Source organism: Providencia sp. TYF-12 (assembly GCF_041344805.1).
GTDB lineage: Bacteria > Pseudomonadota > Gammaproteobacteria > Enterobacterales > Enterobacteriaceae > Providencia > Providencia huashanensis.
Genome location: NZ_CP166833.1, coordinates 1,986,569 through 2,002,377, shown reverse-complemented (window position 1 = coordinate 2,002,377; position 15,809 = coordinate 1,986,569). Strand labels below are relative to the sequence as shown.

Below are 15,809 nucleotides of genomic sequence, written 5' to 3'. Positions count from 1 at the left end.
GGCAGGAGAATCCCTGCCACTTTTTAATGACTAAACACTGCCTTTGTATATAGCCAGTGTTTTACTTGTTGGCGAGAAACTTTGATCCCGCCAGCTTTCAGCTCAGGAGCTAAATAATAAAACGCTGTAGGATATTGATAGGAGGCGAGTTTATCTTTCAACCAATCTGCCAGTTTATTTAAATCCGTTGTTTCATTAATTTCAATGACTGCGACTGGCCGTTGACCAAATTGTTCATCATCAACAGGAATAATAAAACTTTGGCTGACATCAGGGTGAGAGTTTATGACGGATTCGATATCTTCTGGTTGAATATTTTCACCGCCACTGATAAATAAATTGTCTAATCGACCGAGTATCTGGTACTCACCTTCAGTAAAAGCGCCTTTATCATTGGTTTTAAACCAGCCGTCAATACAGTTTAACGGCTTGACCTCACCATCAAACCAATACCCTATTGCTTGGCTATCTGCCTTGATTTGGATTTCATCATTAATAATACGTACTTGCTTACCTTTTAATGGTAAGCCGACACCTTTTTTACCATTTGCACGTTTAGCACAAACAGTGGATGCCATTTCAGTCATCCCATAACCACTCCAGCAAGCAATTCCGCGGCTTTCTGCTAAATCTGTGAGTGTCGTAGGTATCATCGCCCCCCCCAACAAAACTTCTTTTAACACAAGCTGACTGGCAGTTTCTTCGTTTAACAAACGCCATAATTGTGTTGGAACTAGGGATGCGTGCGTAACATCCTGCAAGGCTTCGGCCAATGGTGAGGTTTTCAACGCTAAACTGCCCCCTTGGAGTAGCCAGCGCCAAATAATACCTTGTCCTGAAACATGAAATAGCGGCAAAGAAAGCAACCAACAATCCGCTTGTTGATAACTCATCACACTGACAACCCCTTTTGCACTACATAAGTGGGCAAATACACTGTGAACGACGGCTTTTGGTAAGCCGGTTGAGCCGGAAGTTAATATGAGTGTTGCGGGTTGTTCTAATGCGGTCAAAAAATCAACTGTCTGAAAAGCATTATCATCAATAAAATGATAATACTGCTGATAATCTAAGTTTCGATACTCAGCTAAGACACCTGATTCACCAGTAAAATCAATAGCAGCACTCACATCAAGGTGTGGCAATAGTTCCCCTAATAACCTTTCTGGTAGACGCGGGTTAAGAGGCAACACCCTTGCACCACAAGCAATAAGAGCTAACTGGCTTAGCAACAATTCGATAGAGTTTTTACCTCGTAAGACAACACATTGCCCTTGATTGACCCCTTGCATTGAAAAGTAATTGGCAAGGTCGGTGACCTGTTGGCTTAAGGCTTTCCAAGTAATACGCTCAGAATCCGTCAATAATGCGATTGAGTCGGGGTAAAGACTGGCCCAATGTTGCCAAGGCCAGTCATTAAAATGGATTAACTCTGCCATACGACCGTTAATTCATCGAGTTGCTGAACAGCTATTTCGCACTGGGGCCAAGGACGGATCAATTGCGATTGGATCAATGAAACGGTGTCCAAACCAGGAATAGTGTTTGGTGTTAACCACTGTGCAACACGCGCTAATTGTGTTAAACCAAAACTGCTTTCAATGGATGAGCTAATCACAGCTTGTAAGCCTAAACGATGCGCATCCTCAACTAAAGAGCGGCAATAATTAAGGCTACCCGTCAATGTTGGTTTAATCACAATTGCCGCAACCCCTTCCTGCGCTTCGACTTTAAAGCCGTCTTCACGCACGCTTTCATCCCAAGCAATGTTAATCCCCGTATCCATTGCAAATTTCAACGATTCTTCACGGGTTTTACAGGGCTCTTCCAAGAATGCAATACGGCTTCGATAGTCAGGATTAACATACTTCGCAAAACCGTCAGCTTTCGCACGAGTCCAGCTCCGATTAGCATCTAAACGCAATTTAAGCTCGGGTACTGCCTCTAATAATAGGTTAACGACCATTCCATCACGTACCGCTTCATATAACCCAACCTTGACCTTAGCCACCTTTTCACCATCCATCGCATCAAGGCTTAGAATTAAATCATCGGGGTCACCACTGCATAAAGGAGCTTTGCGATAATCCGCTGACTCAGGCAATTCACCAGTCAATTCTGCAAGTGCACAACTGCAACCAAATGCAACAGAAGGCAATAGACTTTCAGAAATTTTGCCGTGTTTTATCCATTCATTCAATCGAACAATAGTTTCGGCGGTTGCTTGTTCTAATGTTTCTGAACTGAACTCTGGTAGAGGGGAAATCTCCCCCCAACCTTCGTTATCGCCCTCTTTTAAGCAGACTAATAACCCATCACGAGTTTTTAAACGCTGATAACGAAGGATGACGCCTGCCTCCATTGGCAGGCTGAACGAATAGAGTGTGGCTTTACGCATTATGGATTACGCTTATATTTAGAAAAGTCTGGCGCGCGTTTTTCGTTAAAAGCATTGCGCCCTTCCTGACCTTCATCTGTCATATAAAATAGCATTGTTGCATTACCCGCCAGTTCTTGCAGGCCAGCTTGACCATCACAATCTGCATTCAAGGCAGCTTTCAAACAACGTAATGCCATCGGGCTATTTTCTAGCATTTCACGACACCAGCGTACCGTTTCTTTTTCTAAATCGGCATAAGGAACTACAGTATTGACTAGCCCCATCTCCAATGCTTCCTGCGCATTGTATTGGCGGCATAGGAACCAAATTTCACGTGCTTTTTTCTGCCCAACAATACGTGCCATATACGATGCGCCCCAGCCACCGTCAAATGAACCAACTTTAGGGCCCGTTTGACCAAATATGGCGTTATCAGCCGCAATAGTTAAGTCACACATCATATGTAAAACATGACCGCCGCCGATAGAGAAACCGGCGACCATCGCCACAACTGGTTTTGGACAGGTACGTATTTGGCGTTGGAAATCTAAGACATTTAAATGGTGTGTGCCACTTTCATCGCGATACCCACCGTAGTCACCACGAATTTTTTGGTCGCCCCCTGCACAGAAAGCTTTTTCACCCTCACCAGTTAAAATAATAGTGCCTATTTGGTCATCATAACGTGCATCAGATAATGCCTGGATCATCTCTTTCACAGTTTGTGGGCGGAAAGCATTACGCACTTCAGGGCGGTTAATCGTAATTTTTGCAATCCCTTCAGGAGATTTATGATATCGAATATCTTCAAACCCTGTAGAACAATCTTGCCATTCAATTGGCGCGTATAATTTTTCTTCGCTTGGATAAATCATTATCAGATTCCTTTAACCACATTGTGATAAAAAATGGTGAAGTGCAGCCGCATAACCTATTGGGTTTTCCCGATGAGCATTATGCCCTGCATTTTCAATCAGCGTTAACGGCAAAGCGTATTGTTGCGAAACGCTTCGAAACTTTTGATCTCTATCGCCACAGAAATAGCGATAAGGGCAATCCAGTTGGTGCAATTTGTCAGCCAAAAAAGGTTGCTTTGCTAATGATGTATTTTCTAACATATCAGCAATTCCTTGTGGGCTATTTTGTTGGCGTAATAAAACTAACTGTTGGCGTTGCAGTGGTGATAAGTCAGCAAACACGTTTTGTTGATACCAGCTATCCAAAACTTGTTTCATCGGTTCGCAGCGAAAACGCTGTGCCCATGCAGCATCATTTGCTCTGCGCTCTACCCGTTCTTGCTCACTGCTCAAACCAACATTCCCCCCTTCTATCACTAAGCCTAATAACCCCTTTGGCTGATGATAACAGGCAAAATGCATTGCAAGGCGGGCACCTAATGAATAACCAACTAGGTAATATTCATGGATTTGATAATACTGTAATACAGCACTAAGTTGTTGGTCAAAATGCAAAAAACCATGATTAGTTTCCGATTTCGACGCGCCGTGACCCGGCAAATTGACCGCTAATGATGGGTAGTTATTGAATTGCTCAATCACTGGAAGCCAATCATTTGCGCTGCCCAGTAACCCATGTAACCACACTAACCAAGGGCCTGAAGCATTCGTGTGATAACGTTGAGCTGACAGCATTATAACTCCGAGATATCGCTGACTAATTGTTTTAAAGTACGAGCACCCTCATCGCTATCAACCACCAGCTCCACAAGTAATGTACCGTGCTGATTGTGCCAAAATTGCTGGATAGCCTGTTTCAACGAATGCCAATCCGTTGAGGCGCAGTACTGTAAACCAAACATTTTTGCGGCAGGTTCAAAACTCACGTTTTGCGGCATACAATAATAGTTTGTTCTTGCCTCTTCCGGTGTGGGCAACATAGAAAAAATTTGCCCACCATTATTGTTCACAATAATCAGAACAGTTGGAGCTGAAGGTGAACGTAATAATGCTAAGCTGTTTAAATCATATAATGCAGAAAGGTCCCCAACAATCCCGAGCGTTGGCCTTGCCGTTGCTCGCTGCACTCCCGCCATTGTTGAAATCAGCCCATCAATGCCACTTGCGCCACGATTACTATACACAGGGTAGTTCATCGGTAATTGAGCTAGAGCATCGACTAAGCGTACGATTAAGCTATTGCCAACAAATAACTGCCCGCGAGATGGCAATAATTCGGGCAACTGATGCGCTATGGCGGCCTCTGAAAATTGCTCGCTTAACTGTTGATGCACGTAGTGTTGTGCTTTCTGCGCTAAGGTAACAAGCTCCTCACACCATAAGCTGCGTGGTTGTGCGGGGTGGTTTTCTAACCAACCTTTAATTGAGCATGTTAATTTGCGACCAGTATGATTTGCAGGGTCTAAGCGCTGTGGAATTGTATCGATTACCCAGTATTCTTGTGGTTCACAACTCGCTTGCCACTGCAATAACCGTTTTCCTGTCAGGCTTGAGCCAAACTGCACGACTAATTCTGCTTGCTTTAAAATACGAATAGCATCGGGGTGTTGAAGCCATAAATCTGCGCAAGGGTAAGGTTGCCCTGTTTGTGATAATACATCACCTAATACTGGCCACCCCAATTGTTCAGCCCATTTAGTGACCTTTTCACCCTCATTTACATTCATTCTCCCAGCAATAACAACCCCTTTTTTCTGTCGCCAAAAATACCAATCAGCTACGAGCGCAACAGAATTAGTTAAGGGTTCACTTAGCCATGGATGATTTGAGTTCCACCAGTCACCCAATGTCTGCTGCCATTCATAATCGCCTTCACTTTCACCGTAAAGCGGCTCAGCAAATGGGCAATTAATATGAAAAGCGCCATGATGGAGTTGATTCATACCGTTATCCACCGCTGACACCAGCCATTTGGCTGAAATATCGCGCGTTGGGCGCGGTAACATTAATGACTGAGCGGGATGTGAAGCAAAAATATGGGCTTGGCGAATAGCTTGGTTAGCACCACAATCAATTAATTCTGGAGGCCTATCTGCGGTCAGGAAGATAACTTTCTCCCCCGTTAAGCCCGCTTCAATTAATGAAGGATAAAGGTTAGCGACAGCAGTGCCTGAGGTGACAATAACACCAACGGGTTCATTGCTCGCTTTCGCTAAACCTAGGGCCAAATGCCCTAAACCACGCTCATCAAAATGCGTATGGCAGTGTAATTTTGCATTATTAATTGCCGCAAGAGTCAAAGGCGTAGAGCGTGAGCCTGGCGCAATACAAATATGTTTCATACCGTGACGAGCAAGCGCTTCAATAATCACTTCAGCCCAACGGATATTAAAAGCAGAATTAGACATAATATGCTCAGCAAATTATTAATTATCAATCAGTTTAAACTGACTAAGAAAAATTTCTTGATCTCAGGACAATTTTTGATGAACTAATTGAAAATAAAAAGAAAATAACCACTTTTACTTTATGGTTTTTCGTTATTTCCAAATAAAGATTTTAACCCAGCCGCTTTATTCTCTATTTCTATCCATTCTTGCTCAGGGTCTGAACCACTCACAATACCGGCTCCTGAATACAGAGAAACATGCTCACCTTCAATTTGTGCGCAACGTAAAGACACCGCAAACTCACTTTTATTGAGACTAATAAACCCACCTGTTCCCGCATACCAACCACGTGAAAAAGGTTCATTTTTAGCCAAAAATTGCCGCGCAACATTTCTGGGTAGCCCACAAACAGCAGCGGTTGGCTGTAAACGTTGTAAACAGTCACTATCAGAAGGCGTGACGAGAGTTGCAACTATCGAACGGTAAAGATGCTGAATTTTTCTTAAACGAATGACTTTCGCACTAGAAACGTCGACCCCTGTCACTGCACCTTGTAACTGCTGGCAAATATCATCAACTACAACGAGGTTTTCATGTTGATTTTTTTTGTCTTCCATTAGCCATTTTGCATATTCAGCAGCAATGACATCATCAGGGTCATTTGCCACCGTTCCCGCTAAGGCTTCAGAATTAAGCTGCTCACCTTGACGTAGGTATAAACGTTCAGGCGTAGAAGAAATAAACCCTGAATGCTGATTAAAAGCCATCATAAAATGGTAGCAATGATGATTAACCTGCTGGCTTTTTGATAAAAGTTCAGCGACTGCAATCGGTTCAGACAGGGTTAATTTAGTCTCTCGTGCCATCACCACTTTTTCCATTTTCCCTGCTTTCATATCCTCAATTGCACAATTCAATAAACGGCACCATTCATCACGCATAGGAATATGTTCCTGCGCAATAATATCTGCTGTAAGAGCTAATGTCGTTTTAGCCGTTAACGTTAATTGTTGTACAAAACTGAGTGTATTCAGTCGGTCTTCTTCCCCATCTATATTGACGCTTATATGAACGGTTGAACGAAATCGATGGATCTCAAGACGAGGCAAAAAACAAAACGTGGCCTGTTGCTTTAAGGTTTCGGGAATACCTTCCCCGACTGCATTCCAACCATTTAGCCCCCACAAACGCATATCCGGGTTTTCAGGGTGTTGCGATAAAAAAGCTTGTGCATCATCAATCGAATGAAATGATTTCACCATTCCAATCGCGCTGCACTCCTGTGCGCCAGTTCTTTGATACCAATAGAACTGCGGATAACAGTTTTGCTCAGATAACCATGGAAGCCCTGGAAAAGTAAGTTGCCCATCCAGTTGCCAAGTAAGACGAGTATGCTCTTTCGTTTTGAGTGTCAATGTAGACAAATGATCCAAAATTTCCGTTATCACTTTATCAATTTTTTTATATGTCACTTTCGATCCCTACAGCTACATCACACAGATTCACTTTGAATTATTATATAGCGCAATGTAATTTTTTAATACATTGATGACCCACAGTAAGCACCATGTCACCAAATAGCCACCAGCGATCACACAGACAGTATAAAAGGGTTGAATTTAAGACATTCATGTTGTTACTTGTTGACCGCTAAATCTCTCAGTTTATGAGTATAGTTTATTATATATATTAGGTGATTACATATTAATTTAATCTATTGATAATAGTCATTTTATCTTTTGCTGACTATGGTTAAACCATTGACACTTTCCCCCTTTGTCTATTTCATTTTGAAACATCTTGTACCCCAAAATTTACCTTCAGGATTAAATTAACAATTCCATCAGGAATTCCCCTTTGAATGAATATTGCCTTGTATTAGGTAACAACCCTCTCTTTCCCATTTAATGGGAGTTTGTTTAACAGAATATTATTGTTTATAGCTATAAATTATTTTTTGTCTCTGATTTTCATTTTTTATTATCAACCTTTTCTCCAGTTTCTTGTAGGTTAATGGTTATAAAATCTTCATCACTTGACCATCATAAACCGGTATTACAATCATAATTATAGTTATTAATACTAAATTCAACTTTCTCCTTTAACTTAATTAAATTGGAATTAATAATGAATACACATGAAAATTACGACCGAATTATCGAAAAAGAAAATATAGGTAATGCAACATTAGCATTATTAACAAATCAAGATTCACTTTCCACCCGGTCTGCAGGCATTTTTACTTTAGAAGATTTACTCAACATCCATCAGCATGTACAATTTGCCCTTTCTTTACCATTGAAAAAACCTGATATTTTAAAATGGTTTGGCATTACCGATTCAACCGTATTACCTATTAACTCTAATGATATAGCCACAGCAATTATAAATATTCGCGACCATGCTAATTCATGGGATAATGTTGAACAACATGTTAAAGAACAATCTGTTAATCTTTCACTCACTAGCCGAAATATCATTCAGACTGGTAATGAGGTCATTGAGTATATTAATCACATGCCAATTTTACAAAGAGTGTCTGATAATTTGGATGACCTAGCAGAAAATAAACTTGATGAAATCATTTATCAAAGCGATGACCAACAAATTGCGACTGAGCTTGTAAGCATTTTAAATTTAATTAAAAGTGATATAAAAAACCAGTCAATTAAAACGATAAAAATAAAAAATATCGTATCTGATTTTAGGGCATATATTACAGGGGGGTACCTTTCTAATTTCGAGCATGTTGAATCATTACTGTTCAATATTAAAGGTCTCTATCAGCAACTTGACCCAAGTAATAATGAAAGCTCAGAACCTTTCTTAAAAGAAATGATTGAAATTAAAAAAAATGAGGTTCAGCAACTTGATCAGGAATATAACCATTTTGTGAAACTCTGTTTTACAGGGCTTGCTGGTGGGGTGATCGGTCTTATTATTACAAGCAGCATTTTTGGTTCAAAAGCAGAAGTCATAAGAATAAAAAGGAATAACATCCTAAAAGAAATAGAAGAAATCAACACTAAAATTAACCAAGAAAAACTCATCCAAAAAACGATGTTTGATATGCAAATTAACCTACATAAAATTGAAGGGTTTATCAAGGATGCGAGGCTAGCCATCGACCACTTAGACTATATGTGGTTGGTTATTTTAACTGAAGTTACTCAATCAATTGAAGTTTTTCAAAGAATTAATAACGCAGACAAACTAATCAGGTTTATCTCCCAATTTAAACGTGTTATCAGCTCTTGGAATAAAATACAAGAATACTCAGTTCATTTAATTACATTATTTGATGAATTACAAATAAATGACAACACTTCTAAATAAAAGGTACGAATATGCATGATAACAACGAAATCCCTGTATTGCCCTCCATTGATGTATACCAATTAAGATGTATATCAAATAGCATCATTGATTTTAATAAGAACATTAAAAATTATGACTATGTTATTTATGATAAAATAAACAAAATCGCCATTAAAACAGAAAGTCTTAATCAACTCATTAGAAATTCAATCCCAATTATAAAAATAAAATTAGATTATATAATATTTAATGATTTAAACGAAAACAATAATGACAACCATCACCCTGATAACATTGAGAATTTAAAGAATAAAATATTAACAGTTGGTTTTATAGAAGACCTCATTGAACTAAAATTAGAATTAGAAAAATTCATTTATAAAATACGATTCACCACCGATTCATTGCAAACATTTAATATTGATAAGCCAAATAAGAATAAACTTCAAGAATATAATAACCAAAAAGGGTTGTTAAGCTCCGCCAAAAAAAATATTCAAATGAAAATTAATGAGGTTAATCAACAACACTCTATTATTAAAGCCGCTGAAGATATTATTTTAAAAACAAAAATTACCGATTTCTTTGAAAAATACTTTTTAAATCAAGAATCGATAGATTCTATTGACATACCGAAAAACAAAAAACAGATTTTAAAGATGGCTCTACGCTATATTAAAAACCTCTTAGCTGTGGTTGATGACGGTTTAGAATTTCTGCAACTTGTTGATGTTAGGCTCTATTTAAGTGACCTAATAATCGAATTGAAAGGGGAAATGAATGCGATTGATACGAATATTTTCAGGGTGTCTAAGCTCATCAGTCTATCAGAAGAAATCTCCACTATCGTTCTAAATGTACAGTCAGTCATTACTCAAGCTAACCTGCTGAGGAACTATTTAGAGTCTTGGTGCGACTTTATTAATGAACATGTATCTGAACAAACGCTGAATGTGCCGCATATTCATGTCGCAAGTAAGATATTTATGACCTATTTAAATGAGGTGGAATATCAATACCAATTGCAACTTCCAGATTAAAAAAAACCGGTTACTGTTGAGGTAACCGGTTTTCATCAACATGATGTGTTTAACCGTCAGTTAATCACAGCAAGAGCTGTTGATGTGATATCGATAAGTGGTTGTGGCCAAACCCCAAATGCAATAACTGCAATGGCACAAATAACGGCAACCACAGTACCCAATGTCGCTTTTTCAGGGCCTGTATAACGTTCTGCGTGTTCTGCATCACGGCTATATAGGCTTGCCATAAAGCGTAGGTAGTAATACAAACCTATTGCACTACCCACCACCACAGCTCCAGTTAACCACCATAATTCAGCTTTCACTGCGGATGCAATCACATAAAATTTACCAATAAACCCTAATGTGATTGGAATACCTGCCAGTGATAGCATCATAATAGTCATGACCGTTGCTAACACAGGTTTGTGCCAGAATAGGCCACGGAACGCACTGAAGTCATCTTGGTCATCACCACGGTAAGGGCTGGAAACGATACTGATTACCCCAAAGGCCCCCAAACTTGCAAATAGATAACCTACAAGGTAAATAGCGATGGTTGTTTGGGCGTATTCCGGTACGGTACGTAAAGCAACAAGTGCTACCAACAAATACCCCATATGAGAGATAGATGAGTAACCTAGTAAGCGTTTTGCACTTTTTTGGCTAATTGCCAACAAGTTACCAAATAAAATAGAGGCAATGGCAATGACAGAGATAACAATCGATAAAGTGTCGCTATTGGTCACTGGCGCTTCCATAAAAATACGCACTAGCACGGCAAAGATAGCAATCTTACTGCCTGTTGCCAAAAATGCCGATACTGGCGCAGGAGCACCTTGGTAAACATCTGGTGTCCATAACTGGAATGGGAATAACGATAATTTAAAACCGAAGCCCACAATCAGCATCCCAAAACCAATCATAATTAATGGCGCATGGATTTGGCTGTCAGATAAGCTTTGACCGACCGCTGCAAAGCTTAAACTGCCTGACTCTGCATACAGTAATGCTATACCAAATAACAGGAATGAAGACGCTGCTGCGGATAACAGCATGTATTTAATCCCTGCTTCTAAGGTGCGTCGACGTTCGAAGGTATAAGCAACTAAGCCAAACAATGGTAATGAAATCAGTTCAATACCGATAAACATTGACGCCATATGGTTTGACATAGATAACAGCACACCACCCGCCACAGCAATAGCGACTAAAAGGTGAAACTCATCCCTATTGTCACCAAAGCCTTCTAGCCAATGGTAAGCAAAGATACTAGTACCGATACCTGCAACTAAGACTAATGCACTGTAGAATAGTGCAAAGTTATCAACACGGATAAGCGAAGTCACATCCATCAGGTAGCCATCAGCCACCCAAATCAGTGAAAGCAACGCAATAATAAAACCAGATACTGTCAGCGCGGCGCTGGTCAGGTGATCGCGTCGCCACGCAATGGACAGCATCACAACCACTGCCGTCAACCCGACGATCATCAGTGGTAATATTGCGATCAGTTCTTGAGGAGTTATTGTCATGGCGAATTACAGCCCTAATGTTGTAAGTGAAGCAGAATACAGGTTATGCAATGTTTCCATTGAACCAATTGAAGTATCTAAAATTGGTTGTGGATAGAAACCGATAATAACCAGTAAAGCAGCTAGAGCCAGCAGCACACCGAATTCACGCGCAGTTAACCCTTTCATTTCTTTTTCTGATTTTGGTGTGCCATAGTAAGTTTGTTGCATCATCCACAACGAGTAGATAGAAGCAAACACCACACCAAATACCATAATGCAGGTCACTAATGTGAATTGGCTGAAGCTACCGAACAGGATCATGAACTCACCAATGAAGTTACCTGTACCTGGCATGCCTAACGTTGCCGCGGCAAAGAACAGGGACATTCCTGGTAACCATTTAATGCGTTTCCACAACCCACCCATCATGCGCATATCACGCGTTTGTGTACGCTCATACAGTTGACCACTGATGATAATCAGCGCTGCACCTGACAGGCCGTTGGTGATCATTTGGATCACAGCACCTTGGTACGCTAACACTGAACTTGCATAAATCGCTACTGTCACAAACCCCATATGGGATAAGCTACTGTATGCCGCCAGACGTTTAATGTCGGTTTGTTTGAACGCTAACCATGCACCGTAGAAGATACTGATCACACCCAGTGTCATCGCAACTGGCGTGAACTGGATAGAAGCTTCTGGGAACAGTGGTAAAGTAAAACGTAACAAACCATAAGCCGCGGTTTTTAGCATAATACCAGAAATGTCCACCGAACCTGCGGTTGGGGATTGTTCTTGCGTATCCGCCATCCAACCGTGGAATGGCACTAATGGCATTTTAACGGCAAAAGCAATAAAGAAACCTAACATCAACATAAATGCGACGCTACTAGACATTTGTGTGCCTAACAGTTGGTCGTAATTGAATGTTAATGTGCCTGTTGAGTTGAAGTGTGCCAGTGCCAATCCAATGATGGACACTAACATAATCAAACCACTCGCCTGCGTATAAATAAAGAACTTGGTAGCTGCGTTGATATGTTTTCTACTCTCTGACCCTTTGTGCCCCCAATTGGCAATTAGGAAATACATCGGGATCAGCATCATCTCCCAGAAGAAGAAGAATAAGAACAAGTCAACCGCAGTGAAAATCCCCATCACCCCTGTGATAATCCACAGCAGGTTAAAGTGATATGCACCTTGGTTCTTTTGGTTTTCACTCCATGAGCTCAGAATCGAAAACGCGCCCATAATAGCCGTCAATACGACCATTAATAGTGACAAACCATCAATCGCTAAGTGAATGTTGATTCCCAGTGCTGGGATCCACGGCATAAAGAAAATAGACTGCCATTGTGGAACGCCTTGTGGATTAACCAGAGAATAGTTCCCTTGTAACCACAATTGCACGGAAAGAATAAGTGTTAATCCCATTGTCGCCAGCGCAATCCAACGTGGAGCGCGGTGACTGAACCGGTCAGCCTGCCAACTTAGCAGGCCTCCGATAAAGGGAATAAGTATTAGCCAAGGTAATAGCATGGCGCAATGTGTCCCTTAATTAAACCAAAAGCAGCAGAGCAAGAATCAGCACTGCACCCAGCCCCAATGAGGCAACATACCAACGGATCTGGCCGTTTTGACTCACCGCAAGCCCTTTATTCGCTAAACTTGATAAGCGTGCAGGGATATTCATCAGTGAGTTAATCGGATCGCTCTCCAATAGCCATGCAATACCTTTAAAAGGTTTCACAAAGACTACGTCATACAGCCAGTCGAATCCCCATGCTTGGTACCACCATGCACTGAAAAAGCGGCCAACTGCTGTTTTCGCGATAGCATCAACAATGGAACGTCTGAATAGATAGAGGAATATAGCAATCAACAGACCCGCGATTGCAAACCCGCCAGAAATCGCTTCAAGTAAGACTTTACCGTCTTCACTTCCCACGGCTTCAGCAGGGAATACCCCTTCTAATGGTTGGTGAATTAATGCACCAACAAACGTTGCAAGGATAGCCAGAATGCCAAGTGGCAATGTATGAGTGATGCCTTTAACCTTGTGCGCTTTGATTTTTGCTTCACCGTGGAACACGATGAAAATCATACGGAAGGTATAAATTGCAGTCATTAATGCACCAAGGATACCTGCCCATAACAACACCGTTTGCCCATCAAGCTGCGCACCCCACAAAATTGCATCTTTACTGTAGAAACCTGCGGTAAACAATGGCAATGCAGCCAGTGCGCTTCCGCCGATTAACATCACAGCATAAATGAATGGGATTTGCTTACGTAGCCCACCCATTTTGAAGATGTTTTGTTCGTGGTGACATGCGAGGATCACCGAACCTGCTGAGAGGAACAATAGCGCTTTAAAGAAAGCGTGTGTCATCAGGTGGAAAATCGCCGCATCCCAAGCTTGTACTCCCAGAGCCAAGAACATATAACCGATCTGGCTCATGGTTGAGTAAGCAAGAACACGTTTGATATCCGTTTGTACCAATGCGGCAAAACCAGCTAGTACTAATGTGACCGCACCAACGACACCCACTAAATGTAAAACCTCAGGTGCTAACAGGAACAGAACATGTGTACGTGCAATTAAGTAAACACCCGCGGTCACCATGGTTGCGGCGTGGATCAATGCAGAAACAGGCGTTGGGCCTGCCATCGCATCAGCCAACCATGTTTGCAATGGTAACTGTGCTGATTTACCGACTGCACCACCTAATAACATTAAGGTAGCCCAGTTGATAGCACTCGAACCTTCAGCAAATTTCTGAGGTGCTAATACTGCCATTTCGCTGAAATTCAGTGTGCCCAGTTCATTCCACAGAATAAACATACCGATGGCAAGGAACACATCACCAATACGGGTCACGAAGAAGGCTTTCATCGCAGCTTTACCGTTGTCTGGATTGGTATAGTAAAAACCAATCAGCAGATAACTGCACAGCCCTACCCCTTCCCAACCGAGATACATCAGCATCATGTTATCGGCGAGAACTAAAACCACCATACTCGCGATAAACAGGTTAGTGTAGGCAAAGAAACGTGAGTAACCCTCCTCGCCACGCATATACCAAGAGGCATACACATGAATAAGGAAGCCCACCCCCGTTACCACACCCAGCATGGTAAGAGACAGACCATCAAGGACTAAGGTAAATGGAATGTTGAAAGTACCAACCGACATCCAAGTCCAAAGTTGTTGTGAATATGGTTCATATCCACCATTTGATAAAACAGGTTGAGCTAAAAATTCATTGCCAACATAAAGTGCTACGAGTGCCGCTAAGCCGACCGACCCCGCACCTATAATGGCAGAAACGTTTTCTGACCAGCGTCCACGAGAGAAGGCAAGTAACACCGACCCAAGTAGAGGCAACAGAATAGTTAAATAGAGTAGGTTCATCCGCGCATCTCACTGACTTTATCAATATTCAGGTTCTGACGATGACGATGGAGTTGCAGTAACAACGCCAATCCAATACTCGCCTCCGCTGCAGCCAATGTAATCGCCAAAATATACATAATTTGGCCGTCTGGCTGCCCCCAAAAACTCCCTGCAACAACAAATGCCAGAGCAGTAGAGTTAATCATGATTTCCAGTCCGATCAGCATGAAAAGCAAATTGCGGCGAATAACGAGACAACTCAGTCCCATTACAAATAAAATCGCTGCTAAAATCAGACCATGTTGAAGAGGTATCATTTTTGCTCCTCCGCATTACGTACACTGACAAGGTCAGCGCCGTTTTCTTTACGGTCACGCCCAACGTGGAATGCGACAACTAAACCGGCCAGTAATAGCAATGAAGCCAACTCAACAGCTAGAACATAAGGCCCGAATAGGCTTATACCCACTTCTTTCGCCCCAATCACGGTACCTTTAATCCCATCTTCGTAAGACAAAGAGGTAATACCGTAAACTAAGATGGCCAGTAATACGGCAGACAACACCGCGGGACCAATCCAGTTTTTTGGTGTTAACCAAGCCCGCTCTTGTTCTTGCACTGAGCGACCTAAGTTAAGCATCATGACGACGAATACGAACAAGACCATGATGGCTCCTGCATAAACGATGATTTCCAAAGCCCCAGCAAAATACGCACCGAGAGAGAAAAACACCATCGACAGAGCCAGCAGAGAAACAACCAGATACAACAGTGCATGCACCGGGTTGGTATTAGTTATCACCCTCAAAGTTGCTAATATGGCAACTAGGCCGGCGATATAAAATGTAAATTCCATGAATAT

General features: G+C 41.6%; 13 protein-coding genes. 2 read left to right on the top strand and 11 right to left on the bottom strand.

Going from position 1 to position 15,809, the window contains the following annotated elements:
• Nucleotides 1-23: 23 nt before the first annotated feature.
• The 6 genes from menE to ABE954_RS08885 all read right to left on the bottom strand — a co-directional run bounded on the left by menE (nt 24) and on the right by ABE954_RS08885 (nt 7,159).
• Nucleotides 24-1,439: an o-succinylbenzoate--CoA ligase gene (gene menE, locus ABE954_RS08910; protein ID WP_210846734.1), complete on the bottom strand. Its 1,416-nt coding sequence runs from the start codon at nt 1,437-1,439 to the stop codon at nt 24-26.
• The gene (gene menC, locus ABE954_RS08905) at nt 1,427-2,398 is read right to left on the bottom strand and encodes an o-succinylbenzoate synthase (RefSeq protein ID WP_042844424.1); all 972 of its coding nucleotides are present in this window, start codon (nt 2,396-2,398) and stop codon (nt 1,427-1,429) included. The genes menE and menC overlap by 13 nt, the downstream gene beginning before the upstream one ends.
• Nucleotides 2,398-3,255 carry a 1,4-dihydroxy-2-naphthoyl-CoA synthase gene (gene menB, locus ABE954_RS08900; RefSeq protein ID WP_042844425.1) on the bottom strand — a complete coding sequence of 286 codons (858 nt, stop codon included), beginning with the start codon at nt 3,253-3,255 and terminating at the stop codon, nt 2,398-2,400. Before menB ends, menC begins: the two co-directional genes overlap by 1 nt.
• Nucleotides 3,256-3,267: 12 nt before the next feature.
• Entirely contained in the window at nt 3,268-4,032 is a 765-nt protein-coding gene (gene menH / locus ABE954_RS08895) for a 2-succinyl-6-hydroxy-2,4-cyclohexadiene-1-carboxylate synthase (RefSeq protein WP_131680533.1), read from the bottom strand.
• Nucleotides 4,032-5,705: a 2-succinyl-5-enolpyruvyl-6-hydroxy-3-cyclohexene-1-carboxylic-acid synthase gene (gene menD / locus ABE954_RS08890; RefSeq protein WP_206227074.1), complete on the bottom strand. Its 1,674-nt coding sequence runs from the start codon at nt 5,703-5,705 to the stop codon at nt 4,032-4,034. The genes menH and menD overlap by 1 nt, the downstream gene beginning before the upstream one ends.
• Nucleotides 5,706-5,824: 119 nt before the next feature.
• On the bottom strand, nt 5,825-7,159 hold the full coding sequence (locus ABE954_RS08885; RefSeq protein ID WP_166686855.1) for an isochorismate synthase: 1,335 nt from the start codon (nt 7,157-7,159) through the stop codon (nt 5,825-5,827).
• Nucleotides 7,160-7,814: 655 nt separating this feature from the next.
• On the opposite strand from ABE954_RS08885, the gene ABE954_RS08880 reads away from it, so the two are divergent.
• Together ABE954_RS08880 and ABE954_RS08875 are read left to right on the top strand one after the other, a co-directional pair.
• Complete coding sequence (locus ABE954_RS08880; RefSeq protein WP_042844430.1) at nt 7,815-9,023, top strand: alpha-xenorhabdolysin family binary toxin subunit A; 1,209 nt, start codon at nt 7,815-7,817, stop codon at nt 9,021-9,023.
• 11 nt (nt 9,024-9,034) lie between these two features.
• Nucleotides 9,035-10,045: an alpha-xenorhabdolysin family binary toxin subunit B gene (locus ABE954_RS08875; protein ID WP_166686856.1), complete on the top strand. Its 1,011-nt coding sequence runs from the start codon at nt 9,035-9,037 to the stop codon at nt 10,043-10,045.
• A 56-nt stretch (nt 10,046-10,101) separates the two neighbouring features.
• Here the strand turns inward: ABE954_RS08875 and nuoN are convergent, their stop codons facing one another.
• Genes nuoN through nuoJ form a run of 5 tightly spaced genes read right to left on the bottom strand, consistent with a single transcriptional unit; the run spans nt 10,102 to nt 15,803 of the window.
• Nucleotides 10,102-11,562 carry an NADH-quinone oxidoreductase subunit NuoN gene (gene nuoN / locus ABE954_RS08870; protein ID WP_042844432.1) on the bottom strand — a complete coding sequence of 487 codons (1,461 nt, stop codon included), beginning with the start codon at nt 11,560-11,562 and terminating at the stop codon, nt 10,102-10,104.
• 6 nt (nt 11,563-11,568) lie between these two features.
• Nucleotides 11,569-13,089, bottom strand: coding sequence for an NADH-quinone oxidoreductase subunit M (gene nuoM, locus ABE954_RS08865; protein ID WP_042844434.1), 1,521 nt, complete (start codon nt 13,087-13,089; stop codon nt 11,569-11,571).
• A 19-nt stretch (nt 13,090-13,108) separates the two neighbouring features.
• A complete protein-coding gene (nuoL, locus tag ABE954_RS08860; RefSeq protein ID WP_048607505.1) occupies nt 13,109-14,965 on the bottom strand; it encodes an NADH-quinone oxidoreductase subunit L in 1,857 nt (618 codons plus the stop codon).
• The gene (gene nuoK, locus ABE954_RS08855) at nt 14,962-15,264 is read right to left on the bottom strand and encodes an NADH-quinone oxidoreductase subunit NuoK (protein WP_008910727.1); all 303 of its coding nucleotides are present in this window, start codon (nt 15,262-15,264) and stop codon (nt 14,962-14,964) included. Before nuoK ends, nuoL begins: the two co-directional genes overlap by 4 nt.
• A complete protein-coding gene (gene nuoJ, locus ABE954_RS08850) occupies nt 15,261-15,803 on the bottom strand; it encodes an NADH-quinone oxidoreductase subunit J (protein ID WP_048607509.1) in 543 nt (180 codons plus the stop codon). Before nuoJ ends, nuoK begins: the two co-directional genes overlap by 4 nt.
• Between the last annotated feature and the right edge of the window lie 6 nt (nt 15,804-15,809).